Annotated in this window: 21 protein-coding genes; 5 read left to right on the forward strand and 16 right to left on the reverse strand. The window is 57.6% G+C overall.

The features are described from left to right. Positions 1-210 precede the first annotated feature (210 nt). Positions 211-711 carry a retropepsin-like aspartic peptidase RloA2 gene (gene rloA2, locus AUC61_RS01825; protein ID WP_243244193.1) on the reverse strand — a complete coding sequence of 167 codons (501 nt, stop codon included), beginning with the start codon at positions 709-711 and terminating at the stop codon, positions 211-213. Between the two features lie 260 nt (positions 712-971). On the opposite strand from rloA2, the gene AUC61_RS01830 reads away from it, so the two are divergent. Next, positions 972-1,865: an acyltransferase gene (locus AUC61_RS01830; RefSeq protein ID WP_243244194.1), complete on the forward strand. Its 894-nt coding sequence runs from the start codon at positions 972-974 to the stop codon at positions 1,863-1,865. Positions 1,866-1,880: 15 nt separating this feature from the next. On the opposite strand, the gene AUC61_RS01835 is transcribed toward AUC61_RS01830, so the two are convergent. The 10 genes from AUC61_RS01835 to AUC61_RS01880 form a co-directional block, all read right to left on the reverse strand. Beyond that, positions 1,881-2,450 carry a DUF2780 domain-containing protein gene (locus AUC61_RS01835; protein ID WP_243244195.1) on the reverse strand — a complete coding sequence of 190 codons (570 nt, stop codon included), beginning with the start codon at positions 2,448-2,450 and terminating at the stop codon, positions 1,881-1,883. A gap of 224 nt (positions 2,451-2,674) precedes the next feature. Further along, positions 2,675-3,874 carry a formaldehyde dehydrogenase, glutathione-independent gene (gene fdhA / locus AUC61_RS01840; RefSeq protein WP_095092539.1) on the reverse strand — a complete coding sequence of 400 codons (1,200 nt, stop codon included), beginning with the start codon at positions 3,872-3,874 and terminating at the stop codon, positions 2,675-2,677. A 201-nt stretch (positions 3,875-4,075) separates the two neighbouring features. Then, positions 4,076-4,933: a formyltetrahydrofolate deformylase gene (purU, locus tag AUC61_RS01845; RefSeq protein ID WP_243244196.1), complete on the reverse strand. Its 858-nt coding sequence runs from the start codon at positions 4,931-4,933 to the stop codon at positions 4,076-4,078. Between the two features lie 148 nt (positions 4,934-5,081). After that, positions 5,082-5,714: a sarcosine oxidase subunit gamma gene (locus AUC61_RS01850; protein ID WP_243244197.1), complete on the reverse strand. Its 633-nt coding sequence runs from the start codon at positions 5,712-5,714 to the stop codon at positions 5,082-5,084. A 162-nt stretch (positions 5,715-5,876) separates the two neighbouring features. After that, entirely contained in the window at positions 5,877-8,897 is a 3,021-nt protein-coding gene (locus AUC61_RS01855; RefSeq protein ID WP_243244198.1) for a sarcosine oxidase subunit alpha, read from the reverse strand. Then, entirely contained in the window at positions 8,894-9,217 is a 324-nt protein-coding gene (locus AUC61_RS01860; protein ID WP_243244199.1) for a sarcosine oxidase subunit delta, read from the reverse strand. Before AUC61_RS01860 ends, AUC61_RS01855 begins: the two co-directional genes overlap by 4 nt. A gap of 14 nt (positions 9,218-9,231) precedes the next feature. Next, positions 9,232-10,482 (reverse strand): sarcosine oxidase subunit beta family protein, encoded by a 1,251-nt coding sequence (locus tag AUC61_RS01865; RefSeq protein ID WP_243244200.1) that lies wholly within the window; start codon positions 10,480-10,482, stop codon positions 9,232-9,234. 17 nt (positions 10,483-10,499) lie between these two features. Next, positions 10,500-11,753 carry a serine hydroxymethyltransferase gene (gene glyA, locus AUC61_RS01870; protein WP_243244201.1) on the reverse strand — a complete coding sequence of 418 codons (1,254 nt, stop codon included), beginning with the start codon at positions 11,751-11,753 and terminating at the stop codon, positions 10,500-10,502. 303 nt (positions 11,754-12,056) lie between these two features. Continuing rightward, positions 12,057-13,277 carry an alanine transaminase gene (gene alaC, locus AUC61_RS01875; protein ID WP_243244202.1) on the reverse strand — a complete coding sequence of 407 codons (1,221 nt, stop codon included), beginning with the start codon at positions 13,275-13,277 and terminating at the stop codon, positions 12,057-12,059. A gap of 579 nt (positions 13,278-13,856) precedes the next feature. Beyond that, positions 13,857-14,603: a TraX family protein gene (locus AUC61_RS01880; protein WP_243244203.1), complete on the reverse strand. Its 747-nt coding sequence runs from the start codon at positions 14,601-14,603 to the stop codon at positions 13,857-13,859. A 174-nt stretch (positions 14,604-14,777) separates the two neighbouring features. Here AUC61_RS01880 and AUC61_RS01885 point away from each other — a divergent pair, with 174 nt between their 5' ends. Then, complete coding sequence (locus AUC61_RS01885) at positions 14,778-15,818, forward strand: threonine aldolase family protein (protein ID WP_243244204.1); 1,041 nt, start codon at positions 14,778-14,780, stop codon at positions 15,816-15,818. 145 nt (positions 15,819-15,963) lie between these two features. Here the strand turns inward: AUC61_RS01885 and AUC61_RS01890 are convergent, their stop codons facing one another. Continuing rightward, positions 15,964-16,266 carry a cell division protein ZapA gene (locus tag AUC61_RS01890; RefSeq protein ID WP_243244205.1) on the reverse strand — a complete coding sequence of 101 codons (303 nt, stop codon included), beginning with the start codon at positions 16,264-16,266 and terminating at the stop codon, positions 15,964-15,966. Beyond that, positions 16,263-16,496, reverse strand: coding sequence for a hypothetical protein (locus AUC61_RS01895; protein WP_243244206.1), 234 nt, complete (start codon positions 16,494-16,496; stop codon positions 16,263-16,265). Before AUC61_RS01895 ends, AUC61_RS01890 begins: the two co-directional genes overlap by 4 nt. Before the next feature lie 488 nt (positions 16,497-16,984). Between AUC61_RS01895 and AUC61_RS26820 the strand changes: the two genes are divergently transcribed. Next, a complete protein-coding gene (locus AUC61_RS26820; protein WP_479692262.1) occupies positions 16,985-18,544 on the forward strand; it encodes a methyl-accepting chemotaxis protein in 1,560 nt (519 codons plus the stop codon). A gap of 146 nt (positions 18,545-18,690) precedes the next feature. Here the strand turns inward: AUC61_RS26820 and gbcB are convergent, their stop codons facing one another. Beyond that, positions 18,691-19,791, reverse strand: coding sequence for a glycine-betaine demethylase subunit GbcB (gbcB, locus tag AUC61_RS01905; RefSeq protein WP_243244208.1), 1,101 nt, complete (start codon positions 19,789-19,791; stop codon positions 18,691-18,693). Positions 19,792-20,109: 318 nt separating this feature from the next. On the opposite strand from gbcB, the gene gbcA reads away from it, so the two are divergent. After that, positions 20,110-21,408 (forward strand): glycine-betaine demethylase subunit GbcA, encoded by a 1,299-nt coding sequence (gene gbcA, locus AUC61_RS01910; RefSeq protein ID WP_243244209.1) that lies wholly within the window; start codon positions 20,110-20,112, stop codon positions 21,406-21,408. 1,052 nt (positions 21,409-22,460) lie between these two features. Here gbcA and AUC61_RS01915 read toward each other — a convergent pair. Both AUC61_RS01915 and AUC61_RS01920 read right to left on the reverse strand, forming a co-directional pair. Continuing rightward, positions 22,461-23,174, reverse strand: coding sequence for a 3'-5' exonuclease (locus tag AUC61_RS01915; protein WP_243244344.1), 714 nt, complete (start codon positions 23,172-23,174; stop codon positions 22,461-22,463). Between the two features lie 14 nt (positions 23,175-23,188). After that, positions 23,189-25,123 (reverse strand): DUF294 nucleotidyltransferase-like domain-containing protein, encoded by a 1,935-nt coding sequence (locus tag AUC61_RS01920; RefSeq protein ID WP_243244210.1) that lies wholly within the window; start codon positions 25,121-25,123, stop codon positions 23,189-23,191. Between the two features lie 250 nt (positions 25,124-25,373). On the opposite strand from AUC61_RS01920, the gene AUC61_RS01925 reads away from it, so the two are divergent. Further along, positions 25,374-25,820: a response regulator gene (locus tag AUC61_RS01925; RefSeq protein ID WP_162874639.1), complete on the forward strand. Its 447-nt coding sequence runs from the start codon at positions 25,374-25,376 to the stop codon at positions 25,818-25,820. Positions 25,821-25,930: the final 110 nt, after the last annotated feature.

Consider the following 25,930-nt stretch of genomic DNA (forward strand, 5'->3'; position numbering starts at 1 on the left):
TTGGGCTGGAAAAATTTCTCTCTGGGAGCTGCTGCGTCTCTGTAGGAGTGAGCTTGCTCGCGATTACGTCAGCACAGGCAATATATTCACCGACTGATAGACCGAAATCGCGAGCAAGCTCACTCCTACAGTTCTCATGTTTGCTGCGCGACAGCGTGGTGTCAGGGACACCGGGCGACTCCTACAGGAGGTCACGTCATACCTTGGTGATCAACAATCCGGCTTGTCCGCCGTATAACGTCGGGCCGGGTTCACTGCGGCGTTAAACTCACGCAAGGCCTTGGCACCGATCAGCAGCGGGTAATTGAAGTGGCTACGGTCTACCAGGTTCACTTCCACAGTGCGTTTGACACTGCCCAGGCACAACTCCAGATCGACCACGGGGCGCTTTGTTGGATCGAGATCTTCGTCCTCATCGTCACCCTCGGCACGGCTCTTGATTTTGCTGATCCGCGCAACCTTGTGTTCGTACACCTTATTGCTGGCACCTTTGGTGGCGAGACGGAAACGTACCCAGTCGTCACCATCGCGGGTAAACAGCTCGATGTCCTTGGCCGACAGCGATGCGGTCAGCGCTCCGGTATCCATCTTGGCTTTGAAGGTTTCACCGATTTCCGCGACCTTGATGTTTTCGTAACGGCCATACAGCGTCGGCTCGGCAGCCATTACAGGCAATGCCAGCAGGGACAATAGCGCCAGGGTTGATTTCACTGGGTAGGTACCTTTTTTGGGTTACGCGGTTCTGTAGGAGCTGCCGAAGGCTGCGAATTGGTCCATGAGGCAAATATTTTCGCAGCCTTCGGCAGCTCCTACAGGTCATTCGTTCGCGATTTTAGACATCGCGATCACACATCGTTCGCAGGTCAGAGCTTACCCGTAACCTCGTGAAACATTTGTCCACGACCAGCGGATTTGGCGCGAGCGCTGTTGCTCTTTATCATGGCGGCCCTTGTAGTCCTCCAGAGATCCGTATGCGTCGCCTGCTCACTGGCTGTTTTGTCACCCTGCTGCTGTTGCTTAACACGCTGGTCATGATCGGTCCGTTACTGATCTTCGGCCTGCTCAAGCTGACGTTCAGTGGTCAGATGCGCGACAGTTGTTCGCGAGCCGTCGTGTGGTTTGCCGAAACCTGGGCTGAAGTCGACAAGCTGATCTTCTCTTTGTGCATTCCAACCCAGTGGGAAATCCGTGGCGACGAAGGCCTGCGCAGCGACACTTCTTATCTGGTCATCAGCAACCACCAGTCATGGGTAGACATTCCGGCGCTGATCCAGGCGTTGAACCGCCGCACACCGTTTTTCAAATTCTTCTTGAAGAAAGAGCTGATCTGGGTGCCGCTGCTGGGCCTGGCCTGGTGGGCACTGGATTACCCGTTCATGAAGCGCTACACCAAGGCGTTCCTGGCGAAGAACCCTGAGCTCAAGGGCCATGATCTTGAGATCACCCGTCAGGCGTGTGAGTTGTATAAAAATCAGCCAGTGACCGTGGTCAACTATCTGGAAGGGACGCGCTTCACGGCAGCCAAACATGCAGAACAAAGCTCGCCTTACTCACACCTGCTGAAGCCGAAGGCGGGCGGGGTGGCGTTTGTGCTGGCGGCTATGGGCGAAAAGCTGGATGCGATTCTGGACGTGACAGTCGTCTATCCCGGCGATCGCATCCCGGGGTTCTGGAACCTGCTGTGCGGTGATGTGCCGCGAGTGATCATCGACATTCAGACTCGTGAGCTTGATCCCGCGCTATGGCAGGGCGACTACGAAAATGATCCGCTGTTTCGCGAGAAGGTACAGGGCTGGGTTAATCAGTTGTGGCAGGAAAAGAACGCACGCATCGCCACTTTGCGCGGCGATGCGTCCCAAGGTTGAAGGATCAGCGCTGAATCAGCTGCCTGCGCCCCATACGCTGCTCAGGCTTTGCAGCGCCGAACCGCCGGCACCTTGTTGACCCAGGTATTGCAGAATCAATGGCACAAACTGGCTGACCATTGAGCTGTCCATGCCCAAAGCACTGAATGCCTTGTTCACATCACCCATGCTTTGCACGTTGCCCAGAGCGCTGTTCAGCACCGAGCTTTCAGCGCTGTTGCCTGAGTTACCCAGGATATTGCCCAAGCCGTTGAGGCTGCCCAGACTGCTCAAGGCACTGGTGCCAGCGAGTTGATCAAGGCCTGGTACTGACTTGCTCAACTGGCTGTAATCGTTGCCGGCGAGCTTGTTCTTCGCCAGACCCAACAATGCCCCAGTACCGCCGACGGCCTGTTCGGGGGTGACGTCCAGATTCGTGCCCAGCAGATTAAGCAGGCCTGCTGCCTCAGGTGCGGCAGTTGCTTTCTGGTTATTGCCGGTGGCATTGGAAACGGCGTTGGCCGCGTCATTCAGATTAAAGGCGTAGACCGGGGCAGCCGTAACGGCCATCAAGGTTGCCAGTGCTACACCGCGTGAAATCTTCATTGCAACAAACCCCTCAAACGAAAAATCCGGCAGCAGCCGGTAGAAACACGTGTTTGACCTTGGGCGGGTTGGCAATGTTCCTTGCGTTTGTCTGGTGAGTTAAAGCAAACCTGCGCCGCCCTCATCGCGGGCAAGCCTCGCTCCCACAGTTGATCGCATTTTCCTGTGGGAGCGAGGCTTGCCCGCGATGGGCGCGACGCAGTTTCAGAGCGATAAAGTGCGACTTACGCCGCGCTGAACAGCTTATGCGGATCGATCACAAACTTCTTCGGCACGCCTGCATCGAATTCGCCATAACCACGTGGCGCATCGTCGAGGCTGATGACTTCAACGCCAACGATGTCAGCGATTTTGATGCGATCCCACATGATGGCCTGCATCAGTTGACGGTTGTACTTCATGACGGGGGTCTGACCCGTGTGGAAGCTATGGGATTTGGCCCAGCCCAGACCGAAGCGAATGCTCAGGCTGCCCATTTTCGCTGCAGCGTCGACGGCACCCGGATCTTCCGTAACGTAAAGCCCGGGAATACCGATCTTGCCTGCTACACGTACCACGCCCATTAGCGAGTTGAGGACGGTTGCCGGTGCCTCATGCTGAACACCCGCATGACCATGGCCACGCGCTTCGAAGCCTACCGCATCAACGGCGCAGTCCACTTCAGGCTCACCCAACAGTGCGGCGATCTGCTCGTGCAGCGGGGTATCGAGGGAGAGGTCGGCAATTTCAAAGCCCTGAGCCTTGGCATGAACCAGGCGAGCAGGGTTTACGTCACCAATGATGACAACTGCCGCGCCCAGCAGACGAGCTGATGCCGCAGCGGCCAGACCGACCGGGCCAGCGCCGGCGATGTACACGGTACTGCCCGGACCTACACCGGCTGTGACTGCTCCGTGATAACCGGTGGGCAGAATGTCCGAGAGGCAGGTCAGGTCGCGGATTTTTTCCATCGCCCGGTCGCGGTCAGGCAGCTTGAGCAGGTTGAAGTCGGCATACGGCACCAGCACGTATTCCGCCTGGCCACCGGTCCAGTCGCCCATGTCGACGTAACCGTAGGCACCGCCCGGGCGAGCCGGATTGACGGTCAGGCAAACGCCGGTGTGTTGCTCCTTGCAGGAGCGGCACAGACCGCACGCTACGTTGAAGGGTACCGACACCAGATCGCCGATTTTCAGGTTCTCGACGCCAGTGCCTTTTTCGATCACTTCGCCGGTGATTTCATGGCCCAGTACCAGGCCGGTTTGTGCAGTGGTACGGCCGCGAACCATGTGTTGGTCCGAGCCACAGATATTGGTGGAAACCACGCGCAGAATGACGCCGTGTTCGATCTTGCGCCCACGCGGATCCTGCATTTTGGGATAGTCGATTTTCTGTACTTCGACCTTGCCAGCGCCGAGATACACCACACCACGATTGTCAGCCATTCTTTCACCTCGATTTTGTTGTTATGTCGCGGAGAAATGCGCTGCTTTTGTTGGGTACTGCAGCAACGCACTGATTGCTCTGGGGTGTTTGCTTGGATTGATGTCGTTCATGCCGCCGCCATCGCGAGCAAGCTCACTCCTACAGTTGTTCGCGTCTACCTGTAGGAGTGAGCTTGCTCGCGATACCGCGAAGCGGTGCTTTTAAAGAACCACCGTCCTGTTGGCGTTAAGAAACACACGCCGCTCAATGTGATAACCCACTGCCCTTGCCAACGTCAGGCCTTCGATGTCGCGACCTTTGGCGATCAGGTCTTCGGGGTAGTGACTGTGGTCCACCACCTCCACACCCTGGGCAATGATCGGACCTTCGTCCAGATCGTTGTTGATGTAATGCGCGGTGGCACCCACCAGTTTCACGCCTTTGTTGTAAGCCTGATGGTAAGGCTTGGCGCCTTTGAATCCGGGCAGCAGCGAGTGGTGAATGTTGATCGCCTTGCCGTCCAGCTTGCGGCACAGGTCCGGCGACAGCACCTGCATGTAGCGGGCAAGAATCACCAACTCGGCGCCGGAATCCTCGATCACCTGCCAGACTTTGCTTTCCTGAGCGGGCTTGTCGTTAGGGTCCAAGGGGAAATGGTAGTACGGAATCTCATGCCAGCGCGCCAGCGGTTCCAGATCCGGATGGTTAGACACCACGGCAACCACGTCCATGGACAGTTGGTTGATGCGCTGACGATAGAGCAGGTCGTTCAGGCAGTGATCAGCTTTGGAGACCATGATCACGACTTTTGGCCGGTAGTTCGGCGCAGTCAGCTCGAAGATCATGCCAAAGGCTTCGCCGCGTTCGCTCAGCCCTGCGCGGAAGCCCTGTTCGTCAAAACCGTCTGGCTGACGGAATTCCACACGAATGAAGAAGCGGCCGGAGAGCCGGTCGTCGAACGAGTGGTGCTCAGTGACGTAGCAGCCCTGCTCGAACAAATAGCGGGTCACCGCGTCCACCGTGCCCAGCACGCTGGGGCAGTCGGCGGTCAGAATCCATGTGTCGGGGGCGCGGCTCATTCGATAACTCCTGGGTGTTTTGACATCTGTAGGAGTGAGCTTGTTCGCGATAAAGCCGGAACGGCTTTCAGAAATGGTGCCGTCACCTTTTTACGACTGCTCCGCAGCCGATCGCGAGCAAGCTCACTCCTACAGGGGATGTGTTGCATCACGCCTGGATGCTCAGGCCGTACTCGGCGCTCGCATCCTGCAACCACATCCACCAGTAATCGGAGAAGCTACGGCGGATCAGCAGTTCCCAGGTTTCTTCGCCAGTACGGCGGATGACCAGTTGAGACTTGGCGAACACGGTGCCGACGGCTTTACCCACCGGGAAGTTGTCCGGATGTACGTCGTAGCTGGTGGACTTCATCAGCACTTCGCGGACTTTCGGGCCGCTCAGTTCGAGGATGGACTGACCGCCGCTGACATTGACGATAGCAATGTGCAGACCGGTCAGTTCAGCGCGTAGTTTTTGCTCCACGGCGAATTCTTCACCGGTCGGTACGATCAGCAGCCATTCATCAGGCCCGAGCCACTGAATCGAGCTTTCTCCGCTGATAACCAGCGCCAGTGCGCCAGGCAATTCCATACCCAGAGCTTTGTGCACACCTGCGGCAAAAGCAGGATCGTGAGCATCGCCACGAATGGTCAGATGACCGAGTAACTTTTTCTCGCGCAGGATCACGCCCGGATTGGCGCGCCCTTTGCCGACCAGGCTATTGAGGTCGGCGTGGAACAACGGTGACTCGGCTTTTTGGCCGGTCGTTGGCCGCTGCTGGTAAACGTTGGCTGTGGTCATAGAGCACCTGTTTTGAATTCTGTTTTGAACCTGGCCCCTGTAGGAGTGAGCTTGCTCGCGATAAAGTCGGAACGACTTTCAGATAATGGCGCATTCACCATTTCTACGACTGCTTCGCAGCCGATCGCGACCAAGCTCACTCCTACAGGGGGAGCACCAGCCTTAAACGTTCTGCTGCTCACCCTTCGGATCGAAGAACACCGAGGAGACAATTTCGGCCTCAATCACGCTGCCATCGGCCTGCGGTGAGAACACGCGCTCGCCCATGCGCTGCAAGCCGCCTTTAACCACGCCCATGGCAAACGAATAGCCCAGGGAGTTGGCCGCGTAGCTGGAGGTCACGTGCCCCACCATGGTCATCGGGATCGACTGTTTAGGGTCGAACACCAGTTGCGCACCTTCCGGCAGCCATTTTGTTGGATCAACCGGCTTGAGGCCCACCAGTTGCTTGCGTTGTTCACGCACGCAGTCTTCACGGTTCATGCCGCGTTGGCCGATCCACGAAAACGGTTTGGTGCGGCCTACACACCAGCCCATGTTCAGGTCGTCCGGGGTCATCGAGCCGTCAGTGTCCTGACCGACGATGATGAAACCCTTCTCGGCCCGCAGCACGTGCATGGTTTCGGTGCCGTATGGCGTCAGGTTGTACTGCTTGCCAGCTTCGATGATCTTTTCCAGCACACCCATGGCGTAGTCAGCCTGGATGTTGACCTCGTAAGACAGCTCACCGGTAAACGAAATACGGAACACTCGCGCTGGAACACCGCCGACCAGACCTTCTTTCCAGGTCATGAACGGGAAGGCCTCGCGGTCCAGATCGATGTCGGTCACTTCGCTGAGCAGCTTGCGGCTGTTCGGGCCAGACAGGGTCAGGGTCGCGTAGTGGTCGGTCACGGAGGTGAAGTACACCTTCAGGTCAGGCCATTCAGTCTGCTGGTAGATTTCCAGCCATTGCAGCACGCGCGCCGCGCCGCCCGTGGTGGTGGTCATGATGAAATGGTTTTCGGCGACGCAGGCAGTAACCCCATCGTCGAAGACCATGCCGTCTTCTTTACACATCAGGCCGTAGCGCGCCTTGCCGACATCGAGCTTGGTCCAGGCGTTGGTGTAGATGCGGTTGAGGAACTCACGGGCATCTGGGCCTTGAATGTCGATCTTGCCGAGTGTCGAGGCGTCCAGCAGGCCAACGCTTTCACGCACGGCCTTGCATTCACGGGCCACGGCAGCATGGATGTCTTCACCGGCTTTCGGGAAGTACCACGGACGTTTCCACTGGCCGACGTCTTCGAATTCGGCACCGTTTTTCACGTGCCAGGCGTGCAGGGCGGTGAAACGTACTGGCTCGAAGATATGCCCACAGTGACGACCGGCTACTGCGCCGAAGGTCACGGGTGTGTAGTTCGGGCGGAACATGGTGGTGCCCATTTCCGGGATGGAAACGTTCAGCGAACGGGCAGCGATGGCCAGGCCATTGACGTTGCCCAGCTTGCCTTGATCGGTACCGAAACCCAGAGCGGTGTAGCGTTTGACGTGTTCTACCGACTCGAAGCCTTCGCGGGTCGCCAGTTCGATAGCCGCCGCGGTGACATCGTTCTGCAGGTCGACGAATTGCTTCGGCGCACGGGCAGTAGGCTTGTCGTGAGGCACCTGGAACAGCGCGAGCGTTGGTTCTTCAGAGCGGCTCAGGGCTTTCGGCAGAACGCCCTCGACCACTTTGAAACCGGCTTCACTGGCTGCGCGCACGCCGCCTTCGAAGCCATCGGCCAATGCGTCGCCCAATGCGTAGACGCCATTTACGCCGCCGACGCACACGCGCTTTTGCGGTGCTTCGCCCGGCACAAAACCGAGGATGTCTTCACGCCAGACCGGCTTGCCGCCCAAGTGTGACGCCAGGTGAACGATAGGGCTGTAGCCACCGGAACTGGCAATCAGGTCGCAGTCCAGCCACTCGCCGGGGCTGGTGACGCGATGGGCTTTAACGTCGATAGCAGCGACGCGAGCGGCTGTAACGTGCTTGCTGCCGCGTGCTTCGATCACGGCGCTGCCGGTCAGAATCCGAATGCCTTTGGCGCGGGCCTCTTCTACCAGTGCGCCACGTGGGTTGTGACGTGCATCGGCAATCGCTACCACTTGCAGGCTGGCGTCGAGCCAGTCCAGCGCGACGCGGTAGGCGTGATCGTTGTTGGTGGACAGCACCAGTTTTTTGCCCGGCGCTACGCCATAACGACGTACATACGTGGAAACCGCACCGGCCAGCATGTTGCCCGGCACATCGTTGTTGCCGTAAACCAGTGGGCGTTCGTGAGTACCGGTGGCCAGCACAACACGCTTGGCGCGAACCCGATGCATACGCTGACGGACCTGGCCGATAGGTGCGCGGTCGCCGAGATGATCGGTCAGGCGCTCATGAATGGTCAGGAAGTTATGGTCGTGATAACCGTTGACCGTGGCGCGAGGCAGCAGCACTACGCTGTTCTTCAGGCTTTTCAGCTCGGCGATTACCGTCGCGACCCATTCAGCAGCGGGCTTGCCATCCAGGCTTTCGCGGCTGTCCAGCAGACTGCCGCCGAACTCTTCCTGCTCATCGGCCAGAATCACCCGGGCACCGCTGCGAGCGGCTGCCAGAGCAGCAGCCAGACCTGCTGGGCCACCACCAACGATCAGCACGTCGCAGTGCTGGTTCATGGCGTCGTAAGTGTCCGGATCGTTTTCAGTTGGTGAACGACCGAGGCCGGCAGCCTTGCGGATGTACTTTTCGTACGTCATCCAGAACGACTGCGGGTACATAAAGGTTTTGTAGTAGAAGCCCGGCGGCATCAGCTTGCCGCCTACTTTGCCGAGAATCCCCATCACGTCATTGTTGACGCTCGGCCAGCCGTTGGTGCTGGTCGCGACGAGGCCCGAATACAACGCCTGTTGCGTGGCGCGCACGTTCGGGATCTGGGTCGCTTCGGTAGCGCCAATCTGCAGTACCGCGTTCGGCTCTTCAGATCCTGCCGCGAAGATGCCGCGAGGGCGGGAATACTTGAAGCTGCGGCCAATGACATCAACTCCGTTGGCCAGCAGGGCTGCGGCGAGCGTGTCGCCTTCAAAGCCCTGATAGGTCTGACCGTTGAAGTTGAAGTTGAGGACTTTGCTGCGGTCGATGCGGCCGCCGTTGGGCAGTCGGTTGGTCTGGCTCATACCTGGTCTCCCTCGCCGCTGGCTGTCTTCTCAAACGCAGGGTTTGTGAACTGCGGTTTAGCGCCAATCGGGTAGGTTTCGAGAATCTCGTAAGTCACGGTGTCGCGGGTCGCGTTGAAGTACTGACGGCAACCGGCGGCGTGGATCCATAGTTCGTGATGCAGCCCGCGAGGGTTATCGCGGAAGAACATGTAATCGCCCCATTGCTCGTCGGTGCAGGACGCCGGGTCCAGTGGACGCGGAATGTGTGCCTGGCCAGACGCGTGGAATTCCTCTTCGGAGCGCAGTTCGCCACAGTGAGGACAGAAGATGTGCAGCATGGGTGAATCTCCTGTTAGTGAGCGACAGCGGCAGCGCCGTGTTCGTCAATGAGTGCGCCGTTGTGGAAACGGTCGATGGAAAACGGTTTGGCCAGCGGATGCATTTCGCCTTTGGCCAGACTTGCTGCAAACACGTTGCCCGAGCCCGGCGTGGCCTTGAAGCCGCCAGTGCCCCAGCCGCAGTTGAAGAACATGTTCGGGACCGGAGTTTTAGAAATGATCGGGCAGGCGTCCGGCGTGGTGTCGACGATGCCGCCCCACTGACGGTTCATGCGCACGCGGGACAACACCGGGAACATCTCGACGATGGCCTGAATCGTGTGTTCGATCACCGGGTAGGAACCACGCTGACCGTAGCCGACCCAGCCGTCGATACCTGCACCGATCACCAGGTCGCCCTTGTCGGACTGGCTGATGTAACCGTGTACGGCGTTGGACATGATCACGCTGTCGATAATCGGCTTGATCGGTTCGGACACCAGCGCTTGTAGCGGGTGAGATTCAATCGGCAGACGGAAGCCAGCCAGTTTCGCCATGTGCCCGGAGTTACCGGCCGTGACTACACCGACGCGCTTGGCGCCGATGAAACCTTTATTGGTTTCCACGCCGATGCATACGCCGTTTTCCTTGCGGAAACCGGTCACTTCGGTTTGTTGGATCAGGTCAACGCCCAAGGCGTCAGCGGCACGGGCGAACCCCCAGGCCACGGCGTCGTGACGGGCTACGCCGCCGCGACGCTGCACGGTGGCGCCGATGATCGGGTAACGGGTGTTTTTCGAGCAATCCAGATACGGGATTTCGTCCGCCACCTGTTTGCCGTTGAGCAGTTCGCCGTCTACGCCGTTGAGGCGGTTGGCGCTGACCCGGCGCTCGGAGTCACGCATGTCCTGCAGCGTGTGGCACAAGTTGTAAACGCCACGCTGGGAGAACATCACGTTGTAGTTCAGGTCTTGAGACAGGCCTTCCCACAGTTTCATCGCGTGTTCGTAAAGATGCGCTGATTCGTCCCACAAATAGTTGGAGCGCACGATGGTCGTGTTACGCGCCGTGTTACCACCGCCCAGCCAGCCCTTTTCGACCACGGCCACGTTAGTGATGCCGTGCTCTTTGGCCAGGTAGTAAGCCGTCGCCAGTCCGTGCCCGCCGCCGCCGACAATAACCACGTCGTAGACTTTTTTCGGGGTTGGCGTGCGCCACATGCGCTGCCAGTTTTCGTGGTGGCTGAGGGAGTGTTTGAAGAGGCCGAAGCCTGAGTAATGCTGCATGAATAACTACTCCTGACTCAGCTATAAACCGGGAAATCGGAACACAGGGCTGCAACCTGACTGGCGACATTGGCTTCGACGTCGGCATCACCGAGGTTGTCGAGAATGTCGCAGATCCAGCCAGCCAGCGTGATGCATTGGGTGACTTTGAAGCCGCGGGTGGTGACGGCGGGTGTGCCGATACGCAGGCCCGAAGTCACGAATGGGGATTGCGGGTCGTTCGGTACGGAGTTCTTGTTGACGGTGATGTGCGCACGGCCCAGAGCGGCGTCGGCGTCTTTGCCGGTCAGACCCTGACGGATCAGGCTGACCAGGAACAGGTGGTTGTCAGTACCGCCGGAGACCACGTCATAGCCACGGTCGATGAACACTTGCGCCATGGCTTGGGCGTTATCGATCACTTGCTGTTGATACGCCTTGAACTCCGGCTCCATTGCTTCCTTGAAGCACACAGCCTTGGCGGCGATCACGTGCATCAACGGGCCGCCCTGACCACCGGGGAATACTGCCGAGTTGAGTTTCTTCTCGATCTCTTCGTTGGCCTTGGCGAGGATCAGGCCACCGCGTGGGCCGCGCAGGGTTTTGTGAGTCGTAGTGGTCACGACGTCTGCGTACGGCAGTGGGTTCGGGTACAGACCGGCAGCGACCAGTCCTGCAACGTGGGCCATGTCGACAAACAGGTAAGCGCCGACCTTGTCAGCGATTGCCCGGAAGCGCGGGAAGTCGAGGGTTTTCGAATAGGCCGAGAAACCGGCGATGATCATTTTTGGCTTGGATTCGACGGCGATGCGCTCGACTTCGTCGTAATCGATCAGGCCGGTATTGGTGTCGATGCCGTACTGCACCGCGTTGTAGAGCTTGCCGGAGAAGCTGACTTTGGCGCCGTGGGTCAAGTGACCACCGTGGGCCAGGCTCATGCCGAGAACGGTATCGCCAGCTTGCAGCAATGCCAGATAAACCGCGGCGTTGGCCGAACTGCCGGAGTGCGGCTGCACGTTGGCGTAGTCAGCGCCGAACAGTTGCTTGGCGCGCTCGATGGCGAGCACTTCAACTTTATCCACATGCTCACAACCGCCGTAGTAGCGCTTGCCCGGATACCCTTCGGCGTATTTGTTGGTCAGGCCGCTGCCTTGAGCTTCCATCACGCGCTGGCTGGTGTAGTTCTCCGAGGCGATCAGCTCGATGTGATCTTCCTGACGCTGCTCTTCGGCATTCATCGCGGCCAGCAGTGCATCGTCATAGCCTTGGATTTGGTCATTCTTGCTGAACATCGCGGTTCTCCCAGCGGCGGCGTCGCGCCTGACTTATCGGTAGAGCCGCAGCATCTAAGCAGGGCCCTTTGACAGCGATACTAGGGCCGGACCAAAGACGCCAAATGCCTGCGCACGCCACACAAAGGTGCGTTTACGACATGCCGCCAGGAAAGGTCGCAATCCCTTGTAGGAGCTGCCGAAGGCTGCGAACGCATTTCCATAGGCCAATGTCTTCGCAGCCTTCGGCAGCTCCTACACAAATACGGCACAAACAAAAATCCCCCGGGGATGCCGGGGGATTTTATGCCGCTAATGTCGCAATCAGACCACTGCTTTTGCGGGCAACTGCCCATCCGCCCGGAACATGCCGCGAATACCACGCACGGCCTGGCGTATCCGGTCCTGATTCTCGATCAGCGCGAATCGCACATGATCGTCGCCGTACTCACCAAAACCGACACCCGGTGAAACACAGACCTTGGCTTCGGCGAGCAGCTTCTTGGCGAATTCCAGCGAACCAAGGTGGGCGTAGGCGGGCGGAATTTTGGCCCAGACGTACATAGACGCTTTTGGATTCTCGACCATCCAGCCCAGTTCATGCAGGCCTTTGACCAGCACGTTACGACGCTGGCGATACTGCTCGGCAATATCGAGCACGCATTGCTGATCGCCTTCCAGTGCAGCAATGGCCGCAACCTGCAGCGGGGTGAACGTGCCGTAGTCGTGGTAGCTCTTGATCCGCGCCAGAGCGTTGACCAACTCCGGGTTGCCGACCATGAAGCCGATCCTCCAGCCCGCCATGTTGTAGCTTTTGGACAGGGTGAAAAACTCGACCGCGATGTCTTTGGCGCCCGGCACCTGCATGATCGACGGAGCTTTCCAGCCGTCGTAGACGATGTCGGCGTAGGCCAGATCGTGAACCACGAGAACGTCGTACTGTTTGGCTAGCGCAACCACGCGTTCGAAGAAGTCCAGCTCCACGCACTGCGCTGTCGGGTTGGACGGGAAACCGAGGATCATCATTTTCGGTTTCGGGATCGAGCCACGGATGGCTTTTTCCAGCTCGGCGAAGAAGTCCACACCTGGGATCAGTGGGACCGAACGCACTTGAGCGCCAGCAATCACGGCACCGTAGATGTGAATCGGATAGCTCGGGTTTGGCACCAGCACCGTGTCGCCTTGATCGAGGGTGGCGAGCATCAAGTGCGCCAGACCTTCCTTCGAACCAATGGTTACGATGGCCTCTTCTTCCGGGTCGATATCGACGTCGTAGCGTTTTTTGTACCAGTTGGAAATCGCCCGACGCAGACGCGGGATGCCACGCGAAGTCGAGTAGCCGTGAGTGTCTTCACGCTGGGCAACGGTAACGAGTTTTTCGACGATGTGCGGTGGAGTTGGCCCGTCGGGGTTGCCCATGCTCAAGTCGATGATGTCTTCACCACGGCGGCGAGCGGCCATTTTCAGCTCGGCGGTGATATTAAAGACGTACGGGGGGAGTCGATCGATCCGCGCAAAGCGGCGCGGCGAAGGTAGGTCTGCCATGGAGGCCTCAGATACGTAAGCGCCCGGAACCGTCCGAGCGACGTTGGCCACTGCGGTGGCCTGGGCGAAAGATAATCGAGCGCTGACAGCTTGTCCAGCCAGGCCGCACCGCCTGTCAGGAATAAGGGAAAACCTGTTACTTCTTACAGTTGGCAGGTGAGCAGAACAGGTTCTGAATAGCTTCGTCGACGGTAGTGTTTTTTAAGTTGGCCATGAGATTTTTAACATTAATTGGAGAAACGAAATGGCTTCTATATCCGAAGTGAAAGTCCAGGATGTTGACGGCGCGGAGGTCCCCGGACTGCCGCAGTTCGATTTCTACGACGCGCTACCCTTGATGAATCCGGGAGATAGGTTGATGTATTCCAACCCTCTGAGATTTTACGAGATTGTATATAAGCTGTTTGAAGTTATGCAGGATGGCAAGTTGAGGCTGACTATTGCGATCCAGCCGACTGGGAACTAAGAGACCCTACAGCGACCTGTCTTGGGGTCAGCGCTACGATGTTGGGAGCTGACCTTCAGGTTGCGTGAGTTTTTTCTGTGCTCATTGCTGTTTTAAGATGTGTAGACATAACGCTAGGAAAATAGACTTAGTTTTAGGCCCAACAACACCAGAAAATGCACCGGATAAATCGCGTAGGCCCAACGCCGCATCGGTTTGACTGGGAAGCTCAAACGACGGCGCAGCAGGGCCAGCCCGAGCATGGGCGCGATCAGGCAGGCAACTAGCGAGCCAATCGAGATCGGATCGCCCCACGCTGCGCCCGCGAACATTTGCGGCCAGGCGTTGCCCGCCACGCAGATAGCGCCCGGCACCAGCGCGAGCCAAAGAGGGCGACGCAGCACCAAAAGCAGCGTCAGCGGCAATAGCGTGCCAAAGAATCCGAACATCAAATATTTGTGGAATAAAGCGGCGATCAGCAGCGAACCAAGCGCCATAACTCGGGTAACCGGCAATCGGTGTCGCCAGCCCTGGGCGATCAGCAGGCCGAGAACCAGCGTCGGCAAGACATTCAGCGTGTGAACGTCATCCGCCATGTACAGCCGATAGGGGAGCTCGGCCAGTACAGCGAACAAGAGCATCCAGCCCAGATAACGCCACTGCACTTTGGGGTCAGGAAACAGCGCGGACTTGCGCCCCAGATTTGCCGCGATCGCCAGGCAAAACCAAGGGAAGGCGAACCGTCCAGGCACGTACAGCACATCTATCGACCAACCGACATAGCGCAAATGGTCAAGTACCATGGCCAGCATCGCCAGCCACTTGAGCAGGTCCAGCGCCTTGTCGCGTCCGGGCAGGTAAGGCGGGTTCGATAGATCCATATCTCTCCGGGAATAGGGGGGGGCGTTGGAGCGAGGCTTGTCCGCGAATCAGGCACCTCGATACAGCAGATACACCGCATTATCGTTCTTCGCGGGCAGGCCTCGCTCCAACGGTTTTGCTGCGATGCGATCTTCGCTACAGTGCGCAGCATAATCAATGACAAGGATTCGGCCATGACCGATAAAAGCCAGCAGTTTGCCAGTGATAACTATTCGGGCATCTGTCCTGAAGCCTGGGCTGCGATGGAACAGGCTAACCACGGCCACCAGCGCGCTTACGGCGATGACGAATGGACCGCGCGCGCCTCTGATCAATTCCGTAAATTATTTGAAACCGATTGCGAAGTATTTTTTGCCTTCAACGGTACGGCCGCCAACTCCCTGGCGCTGTCGTCGCTGTGCCAGAGCTATCACAGCGTTATCTGTTCGGAAACGGCCCACGTCGAAACTGACGAGTGCGGCGCTCCGGAGTTCTTCTCCAACGGCTCCAAACTGCTCACTGCACGCAGCGAACAGGGCAAGCTGACGCCGCAATCAATCCGCGAAGTGGCGCTCAAGCGTCAGGATATTCACTACCCCAAACCTCGTGTCGTGACCCTCACTCAGGCTACGGAAGTGGGCAGTGTTTACCAGCCGGACGAGCTCAAGGCGATCAGTGCGACCTGCAAGGAGCTCAACCTCAACCTGCACATGGACGGCGCGCGTTTCTCCAATGCCTGTGCGTTTCTGGAGTGTTCACCGGCCGAGCTGACCTGGAAGTCCGGTGTCGACGTGCTGTGCTTTGGCGGCACCAAGAACGGTATGGCGGTCGGTGAGGCCATCCTGTTCTTCAACCACAAGCTGGCTGAAGATTTTGACTACCGCTGCAAGCAGGCCGGGCAACTGGCGTCGAAAATGCGCTTCCTTTCTGCGCCGTGGGTCGGCCTGCTGGAAGGCGATGCGTGGCTCAAGCATGCTCGTCACGCCAACCATTGCGCGCAACTGCTGGCGTCGCTGGTTCAGGACATCCCGGGCGTTGAACTGATGTTCCCGGTGCAGGCCAATGGTGTGTTCCTGCAATTGTCAGAACCTGCCATCGCAGCACTGACGGCTAAAGGCTGGCGCTTCTATACCTTCATCGGCAACGGCGGTGCACGCTTCATGTGCTCGTGGGACACCGAGGAAGAGCGCGTGCGCGAGCTGGCGGCGGATATCCGCTTGGTGATGGGGGCTTAACGCAAGAACTCAGTTGGAATGAAACCTGTGGGAGCTGAGCTTGCTCGCGATAAGGCTGGATCCGGTTCACCTTAGATCGCGTTGCCCTTATCGCGAGCAAGCTTGGCTCCCACATGGAGCCCGCATTTCAAATTTGAATCAGGGTTTAGCCCTGCGCGATCGTTCTGGAAATCGCATCCACCGTTGCATCGACCTGCTCCCGGCAGCGGTCTAGTTCCAGTTGGTGCTGCTGTTTCATGTCGATTTGCTGCGAGCACAGGTTCAAGGCCGCCAGTACCAGCAAACGGTCGCCGATCAGGGTCGGGTATTTGCGTTTGGTATCGGCCAGCGATGCGCGGAGCAATGCGGTGGCTTGCTGCAAGGTTTGCTCTTCACCGGCAGGCGCTTTGATCGAATAGTCGTTGCCGAGAATCGAAACGACTGTTACCCCGTTTCTGTCAGTGCTCATGCGCTGACCGCGCTTGCGCTGGTCGCACGGTCAACAAGGGCTTGAATGCGCGCTGCAGTGGCGCCTTGTTTCTCTTCCTGCTCCATCAGGCTCAGTTGCAGACTGTCGTTGTCATCCCTGGCTTGGGCCAGCTCTGTGCTGAGCTGAGTGTTCGTGTTCTGCAACTGCTGGTTCTGTTGCACCAGGTCAGTGACAAGTTGTTCCAACTGGCTAAGGGATGCTTCCAACATTTTGATTTCTCAAGCAAATTTCAACGGGCGCACACCTTAAAGAAAAGTCACTGCGCATACCAGTTAAGCCACTTAAATAACGGCGTTTTGGCGCGCTGGCGTCCTCCCTGAAGGCAAGTGCATAAACAGGCCCTGTTGACTGTGATTTACCGATCTGGTTCCTGCTGCTCGTCAGTCCGTGCCGAACGAAGAAATATGCGGGCTTCGAAATTGTCGAGTTTTCAGGGCTAGCCCCCGTAAACGTTGCCTTTCAATGACTTACATGGCCCTCTGCCGCATTTTAAAAAGACTGCGACTTTCTGCCGCGTCTTCATTGATACAGCTCACCTCAAGACTTTGGCTTGCCGACCGATAGGCATGTAATCGCAAGCGCTTCAAATCTCCTATCCACAAGGAAAGCTCCTCCTCTTCTGGAAACAAACATGTCATTACGAACAATGAATATCGCGCCACGCGCGTTCCTCGGATTTGCCTTGATTGGCACCCTTATGCTGATTCTTGGTGTATTTGCGCTGATGCAAATGAGCAAGATCCGCACCGCAGGCGATCAGGTTGCGCAAAACAGCGTACCCAGTATTCAGAGCCTGAACGGCCTGACCGTGGCGGGTATTCGCATGCGGGTTTTATCCTACCGTCTGCTGACCAATCGCGAGCCTGACGTACAGGACAAGACCATCGAGCTGTTCGCTGTCCGTAACAAGCAGATCAGCGACGCTCAGGTCGTCTATGAAAAGTTGATCGAGTCCCCGGAAGAGAAAGCAGCCTACGGCGAGTTCGTGCAGTTGCTGGCTCAATATCGCCAGATTGAGGCGCGCGTCATCAGCTTGAGCCGTGCAGGTAAAGTTGAGGAGATGGCCAAACTGCTCAACGGAGAATCCGCTGCCAACTCTGACCAGATGAACGTTGTTCTGGCCAGGCTTGCAGACCTCAATACCAAGCAATTGACCACGACTAACCAAGCGGCAGCCGATGAGTACTCATCGGCGTTCAATCTTGTCGTGGGTCTACTGATTATCGCTACAATCCTGACCATGCTGTTCGCCTGGTTGCTGACCAAGAGCATTACGTTGCCGATCAGCTCTGCGCTTGAAGCGGCAGAGACCATCGCCGAGGGCAATCTGACTCGCCCGATCAAAGTCGATGGCACAGACGAAGCCGGTCGTTTGCTGGCTGCCATGCAGAAAATGCAGGAAAAGCTGCGAGACACATTGTCCCGTATTTCCGGTTCCGCCACTCAGTTGGCTTCTGCTGCTGAAGAGCTGAACGCGGTCACCGACGAGAGCGCTCGTGGGCTCTCGAAACAGAACAACGAAATTGAACAAGCGGCCACTGCTGTCAACGAGATGACCAGCGCCGTGGAAGAAGTGGCGCGTAACGCGGTCAGTACTTCCGAAGCCTCGAAAAACGCCACTGCGTCGGCGGGCGATGGTCGTGATCTGGTTCAGGAAACAGTGAATGCAATCGAGCGCATGAGCGGTGATGTGCAAAGCACTGCGGACCTGATCGGTAATCTGGCTGAGGAGTCCCGTGACATCGGCAAAGTGCTTGATGTGATTCGCGGTCTCGCCGACCAGACCAACCTGCTGGCCCTCAACGCCGCCATTGAAGCTGCGCGTGCAGGTGAAGCCGGGCGTGGTTTTGCGGTAGTGGCTGATGAAGTGCGTGCACTGGCGCATCGCACTCAGCAGTCGACCAGCGAAATCGAGCGCATGATCGGCAGCATTCAAGGTGGCACCGAACAAGCGGTCAGCTCAATGCGCAACAGTACCGAGCGGGCCGAGTCGACCCTGAATATCGCCAAAGGCGCAGGCTTGGCGCTGGACACCATCAATACCGCCGTCGTGGAAATCAACGAGCGCAACCTGGTAATTGCCAGTGCCGCAGAAGAGCAGGCTCAAGTCGCGCGTGAAGTGGACCGCAACCTGGTCAACATCCGCGACCTGTCGGCCCAGTCTTCCGACGGCGCTGCGCAAACCAGCGCTGCAAGTGGTGAGCTGACGCGTCTGGCGGTTGACCTGAACAGCATGGTTTCACGGTTTAGTTTGTAAGGACTGCACCGCTCTCCTGACGTAATCAGATTCAATGTGGGAGCGGTGCTTGCCCGCGATAGGGTTTCGGTGATCTACAGATAAAATTGCAGTGCCCTTATCGCGGGCAAGCACCGCTCCCACAGGGTCTGTATTTTCCCTAAGAATCAATACTCGATCCGCACATCCCCCTTCGGAATGCTGCAGCACGACAGGATGTAGCCTTCGGCTTCGTCTTCTTCGGTGATCCCGCCGTTGTGCTCCATGTCCACTTCGCCGCTCAGTTTCATTACCTTGCAGGTCCCGCAGATGCCCATGCCACAGGCTTTGGGGATCATCAGGCCGAGCTTGGCGGCGGCGGCGTGGACGGTTTCGCCCGGTGCCACACGAATGCTCTTGCCGGTGTCGGTGAATTCCACCTGATGCAGATCCGAGGCATCGACTTCAGGCGCTTCAGCGGCGATTTCGGCTTGTTCCACAGCATCGGCACGCGCTTCGGGAGGTGTCGCGCCGAACGATTCCTCATGGTATTGCGCCATGTTGAAGCCGTTGGCTTCCAGCAGGCGTTTGACGGCCGTCATGTACGGTGTAGGGCCGCAGCAGAACACCTCGCGTTCCATGAAGTCCGGCACCATCAACTCAAGCATCTTCTGGTTCAGATACCCGCGATAACCGGCCCATGGCTCACCCAGACCATGCTTCTCGCAGATCAGGTGCAGGCTGAAGTTATCAATCCGCGACGCCATGTGTTCCAGCTCACGGTGATAAATGATGTCTTTTGGCGAGCGGGCGCTGTGTACGAACACCATGTCGACGTTGGCGTTGGTGTCGTAGAACCAGCGCGCCATGGACATCACCGGCGTGATGCCGACGCCGCCACTCAGGTAGAGGATTTTCGGGTTCGGGTAGTCAATGGCGTTGAAAAGCCCGACCGGACCGTGCACCGCCAACTCCTGACCTTCATGCAGGGTGTCATGCAGGTAGTTGGACACCTTGCCACCGGGTACGCGCTTGATCGTCACCGAAAAGCTGTAAGGCACCGAAGGCGAACTGGAAATGGTGTAAGAGCGCATCACCGGCACGCCTTCGATTTCAAGCTCCAGGGTCACGAACTGCCCTGGCTTGAAGAAGAACATGATCGGCTGGTCCGCCATGAAGCAGAACGTGCGTACATCCCAGGTTTCCTGGATCACCTTGACCACGCGCACCAGGTGACGGCCGTTGGCCCATGTCTGGGTATTTACCGGGCTCAGGAAGCTTTGGGACATGCTCAATCTCCACGGCCGACTACCGGCCTCATGATGCGAATTCTGCGTAAGGCGCAGGACACCCACTTACCTGCCAGCGACATCGGCGTACTTATCGCGACCAGCCCCTGACTACCTGTGTTAGCGCGTCGGAAACGGATTCGGCCATGTCGCCCATGGATAAGGTCAAGTCTGCGCCGAACTCCACACTCGTCACTAAATGTTTGTCAAAAAGCATGAGCGCCAAAACAACCGTCGCCTTGCGTGCCAACCGCCACAAAGAACCGTATTAGCCACATTCGCCGACCATAAACCGTATGGTCATGAGGACTTCAAAAGATGGACGTCACCGCAACCTTGAGCTTGGGCGATCCGCTGGAACCGGCACGTAAGGCCACTGCCGAAATGCTGCAGAACCGCGAGCGCACTTATTCGCTGCCGCAGCCTTTCTACAGTGATGAGCGGTTGTTTGAAATCGACATGCAGGAGATCTTCCACAAAGAGTGGTTGATCGCAGGCATGACCGCCGAAATTCCGGCCAAGGGTAATTACCTGACGCTGCAGATCGGCAAGAACCCAGTAGTGGTGGTGCGCGGTCCGGATGGCGCGATCAATGCCTTCTTCAACGTTTGCCGCCATCGTGGATCGCGTCTGTGCACCAAGGAAAAAGGCAAGGTCGCCAAACTGGTGTGCCCTTACCACCAGTGGACCTACGAGCTTGATGGTCGTCTGTTGTATGCGGGCAGCGAAATGGGCGATGACTTCGACATGAAGAACTTCAGCCTCAAGCCTATCAATGTGAAAACCGCGGGCGGTTATATCTTCATCAGCCTCGCGGAAAATCCGCCGGCCATCGACGAGTTCCTGCAGACCCTCAAGCACTACATGGAACCGTACGACATGGAGAACACCAAGGTGGCGGTGCAAACCACCTTGATGGAAAAGGCCAACTGGAAACTTGTGCTGGAAAATAACCGCGAGTGCTACCACTGCAGCGGCTCACATCCAGAACTTCTCAATACGTTGCTGGAATGGGATGACGTCACCGACCCGCGTGCCACCCAGTCTTTCAAGGATCACGTCGCCGAATCGGCTGCGGCTTGGGAGGCTGAAAAGATCCCGTTCGCTCACGCCGCTTTTGGCTTACGCAACCGTATCGTGCGCATGCCGCTGCTCAAAGGCACCGTATCCATGACCATGGACGGCAAACAGGGCTGCAAGAAACTCATGGGCCGGATCACAAATCCGGACCTGGGCTCAATGCGCATCCTGCACTTGCCGCACTCCTGGAACCACTGCATGGGCGATCACATCATCGTATTCACGGTGTGGCCGATCAGTGCTCAGGAAACCATGGTTACCACCAAATGGCTGGTACACAAGGATGCCGTTGAAGGTGTGGACTACGACGTGGCTCGCTTGCGCGAAGTCTGGGACGCGACCAACGATCAGGACCGCCGTCTGGCTGAAGAAAACCAGCGCGGGATCAACTCCGACGCCTACCAGCCAGGTCCTTACTCCAAGACCTATGAGTTCGGTGTGGTCAACTTCATCGACTGGTACAGCGCCCGCATGCTGGAAAACATGGGCGCCGAGCCTGCGCCATATTTGAAAGGCGTGGCGGTTAATCACGAGTGATCCATTAGAACCCTGTAGTAGCGGCGCCGGTGTCTCTGCGAAGCAAACGAGAATCTGTAGTAGCGCGCTTGCCCGCGATTTGGTCTGCCGGTCGATGAATATATCGCCTGTGCTGACGCAATCGCGGGCAAGCGCGCTCCTACAGGGTTGTAAGTGATCAAAATTTGATCAGATCCCGGCGAGCCTAACCAGGCCGCGCATTCCCAGCTTCCGCAAACATCTTATCCACAAGGCCACCCACAGCAATTGTGGGGAAGTCGATTGCTCACCCTGTAAAAAACCAATAAAAACCGTGACTTATTCAGAATGGCAGTTTGTTGTGGATATTGATCAATAATTGATCACTTCATTGTGGGCCACGTAATATAAGGCCTGTAGCCGAACACAAACACCTTATCCACAGATGCGCCAACAGACTTTGGGGGCAACTCTGGAGATATTGCCTATGGTCTGTGGAAAACTCCTGAAGGCCGCGTCTTTCAAGGTTGACAGAAGGGGATTCCAGCTTTTTTGCAGTAATTGAGCGTTTTTTGATCGTTTGCTTGAAGGCCTCTATATACATGGCCTGTAGAGGTAAGCAAACAACTTGTCCACAGAAGCGCCAACAGACTTTGTGGGTAATTGTGGATGAGCGAGTTGCTCGGTGGATGCTTTATCCACAGTGAAAAACCAATAAAAACCGTGGGTTATGCTGGATGTTTTTTGATCGGTTGGTTGGAGGCCCCGGTTTGTATGGGGCTCAGGGTTAAGCGAACATGTTATCCACAGAGCCGCTAACAGCCTATGTGCACAAGTTTTATAGTTGGCACCACGCGACACCCTGTTGGAGCGAGGCTTGCCCCCAAAGAACGATGACACGGTAGACCTGATAAACCGGGGCGCCGGCATTCGCGGGCGGCTCTGATCAAGGCGGACGGGGCTTGACGCTCACAGGTTTGAATATCCCCGGTAGGAGCGAACTTGTTCGCGAGGAGATGGTGCAGGCTATAGATATTCATCGTCTGTAAAGATGCTCGCGAACAAGTTCGCTCCTACCGTTCTGCTCAGTGCCTTTAAAACGAATGACTCTGCTGCCGCCGACGCCATTGGCTCAGGCTCTGGTCGAGGCGGGCGGGGCTGTCGATCTGCTGGCGGCGGGCGTGGCTGAACAGGATGAGCGCCAGCTCTGCCGTTACCAATGCATCGGCGCTGGCGTGGTGGCGCTCTTCTGCATGCAGCCCGAAGAATTGCGTCCAGTCATCAAGCCCGGCCTTGCGGAAGCCAGCCTGTGGAAAAAGCATCGGTGCTATGTCCGCCACATCAAGGAAGTGATGTTCCAGTCGGTAGTCCAGGTTCTCTTTCAGGGCCCGGCTAAGCATGTGCTGATCAAAAGGCGCATGAAACGCCAGTAGAGGGCTTTCACCCACGAACTCCATGAAATCCAGCAGGGCCTGTACAGGCTCGCTACCTGCCGCAATGGCGCTGGGTGCCAGGCCGTGAATCAATACGGCGGGGCTGACTTTATGGTTGGGACACAGCAACGTTCGCTCGAACTGCTGGCTCAGGTCGATGGCGCCGTCTTCGATGACGACGGCACCAATGGATAGCACCTGATCACGGTTCAGGTTCAGGCCGCTGGTTTCCAGATCGACCACGACCCAGCGTTGCTGCCGCAGCGGGTGTTCGCTAAGGGGCGCTGCCGAAGCGAGGTTGGCCAGGCGTTGTTGATCGCGTTTTTCCAGTGTTGCTCTGGGAGGACGAGGTCGTAGCCACTGAAACAGGTTCATGCCGGATAACAGACTCATAATTGGTAACGCAGCGTCAGACTGGTTTGCAGGCGTTGTGCCTGGCGCAGTGATTCACGCAGAATCCGCCGATCCAGATGGTTGAGGGTGTCTGGGTCGATACGGTTGGACCAAGGCAGGTTTTGTCTGCTTTGCAGTTGATGCTGCTGCATGCGGGTTTGTTGAATGAAGTGATAGGCCTCTTCATAGGCTGCACCGTCCTGCGGGTCGATGACTTCGTTCTCGACCAGTTTGCGCAACCGTTCGAGCGTGTTGTTCACGCCAATGCCATTGGCCAGCGCCAGCACGCGCGCACCATCGACGAAGGGTGTCAGGCCCTGAGTCTTGAGGTCCAGGGTGTCCTTGTCGCTGCCTTTGCGGGCTAATACGAAGTCCTTGAAGCGTCCCACCGGCGGGCGCTGCCTTAACGCATTCTCCGCCAGCATGCGTTGGAACAGACGGTTGTCGGCGACCTGGTCGAGGATCTGTTGGCGCAATTGCTCGCCGCCGCTTTCTTCGCCCCACACCACGCGCAGGTCAAAATAGATGCTGGAGTTGAGCAGGTTCTCGGGAGTTGCGTCGCGAATGAACGCGGCAAAGCGCCGGGACCATTCAGCTCTGGACAGGCACAGCTGCGGGTTGCTGGCCATGATGTTGCCTTTGCACAACGTGAAGCCGCATTGCGCCAGGTTCTGGTTGATGCGCTCGGCAATCGGCAGCAACACACTGCGAATATGCTCCGCTTCAGCGGCGTCTTTGGCATCGAACAGGATGCCGTTGTCCTGATCGGTATGCAACGTCTGCTCGCGACGGCCCTCGCTGCCGAAACACAGCCAACTGAAGGGTATGCCAGGGTCGCCACGCTCTTGCAGCGTCAGCTCGATCACACGGCATACGGTGTGGTCGTTGAGCAGGGTGATGATCTGAGTGATCTGGGTCGACGAAGCGCCATGGGCCAGCATGCGGTCGACCAGTTGCACGATATCGCCGCGCAAATTGCACAGGCTGTCGATGCGTGGCGCTGTGCGAATGGTGCGCGCCAGATGAACCAGGTCGACCCGTTGCAGAGAGAACAGATCGCGTTCGGAGACCACGCCGCACAAGCGTCCGTCCCGGACCAGGCAGACATGCGCAATGTGCCGACCGGTCATGGCGATGGCTGCATCAAAAGCGCTGGCGTCAGGGCTGAGATGGAAGGGCGCCTGGATCATGCGGCTCTGGATCGGCTGGCTGAAATCCACGCTGATATCGGCGACGGCCTCGCGTAGGTCACGCAAGGTGAAGATGCCCAGTGGTGCCTGATTCTGATCGATGATCACGATGCTGCCGACTTGCTGCTCGTGCATCATCTTCACCGCCTCGCGCATCGGCGTATCCGGCGTGCACATCACCGGATGGCGCATGGCCAATTCGCCAAGCCGGGTGTTCAGTGAGTATTGAGTGCCAAGAGTCTCTACCGCGCGTTGCTGGACTTGCTGATTGACCTGATCAAGCAGGCTGCTGACACCCCGCAGGGCAAAGTCACGGAAGGTTGTGGACAAGGCAAACAGCTTGATGAACGCCTGCTTGTTCAGTTGCAGGCAGAACGTATCTTCGGCCGCCAGATGCTCGGTGCGCGTCGCCCGTTCACCCAGTAGAGCGGCCAGCGGGAAGCATTCGCCGGTGGTGATTTCAAAGGTGGTTTCCGTTCCGCCTTTTGCTGTGTGCGGGCGTTCGCCGACCACTCGTCCTTGTTTGACGATGTAGAAATGCTCTACTGGCCCATCGCCAGGCTTGATGATGCTGTCATCGGCGGCGTAAAAACGCAGTTGGCATTGTTCGACCAGATACGCGAGATGTGCGTTTTCCATGTGGTCGAATGGCGGGAATTTCTGCAGGAACTGCATGGTGCCGTGAATGTTCTGCAACACCGCTGTTTTCCCGGCCTGGGTGAATGCATCGGCTCTACTCATGACCTGCACCGCTTTGTTTTTATTGACAGCTATGGTCGACCGCTTGAGGGGTAGTGCCCATTGGACGTAAGTCTTACGGCAATAAAAAGATTTCTGACTATTCCCGTCATGGTGTAAAAAGCACCTGTACATAGTTGTACGATGCCTTGGATGGCGTCTGGGTCAATGCAAGGACGCCTGCAAAAGCACAGAGATATCTCCGGGTAAAGCCCGGTGTTTTTGTCAGTCAGTGCAAGGGAATGGGGCGGTTATGCTGGATTACGATATTTTGAGCGATGAAGAGCGCGAGGCTCTGAATGAAGTGATGCTCGCGCCGCCGTCCAGTTCGGAGCAACGGGTGCTGATCGTGGACGACGATCGGGATGCACGCGAGTTGCTGGCCGAGATTCTCAGCCTCAATGACATCAGTTGCCTGACGGCCGCTGGCGGTAACAGCGCCATGGAATTGATACGCACCCGGGACAGTATCGCCCTGTTGATAACCGACTTGCGCATGGCGCCCTGCAACGGTCTGGATCTGATTCGTCAGGTCCGCGATTCCGAGCGTGCTTCGCTGCCGATCATCATTGTTTCGGGTGACGCCAATGTGCGCGACGCCATCGACGCCATGCACCTGAGCGTGCTCGACTTCCTGCTCAAGCCCATTAACACCAAGCATCTGGTGAAACTGGTCAAGAAGGAGTTGGGGGTGGAGTGAGGGGTGCCAAGCCTCTCTGTAGGAGCTGCCGAAGGCTGCGATGCGTTTATCCTGACGCACCGCCATCGCAGCCTTCGGCAGCTCCTACAAGTCACTTGTTTGCCAGGCGA

Source organism: Pseudomonas maioricensis (assembly GCF_022790535.1).
Lineage (GTDB): Bacteria > Pseudomonadota > Gammaproteobacteria > Pseudomonadales > Pseudomonadaceae > Aquipseudomonas > Aquipseudomonas maioricensis.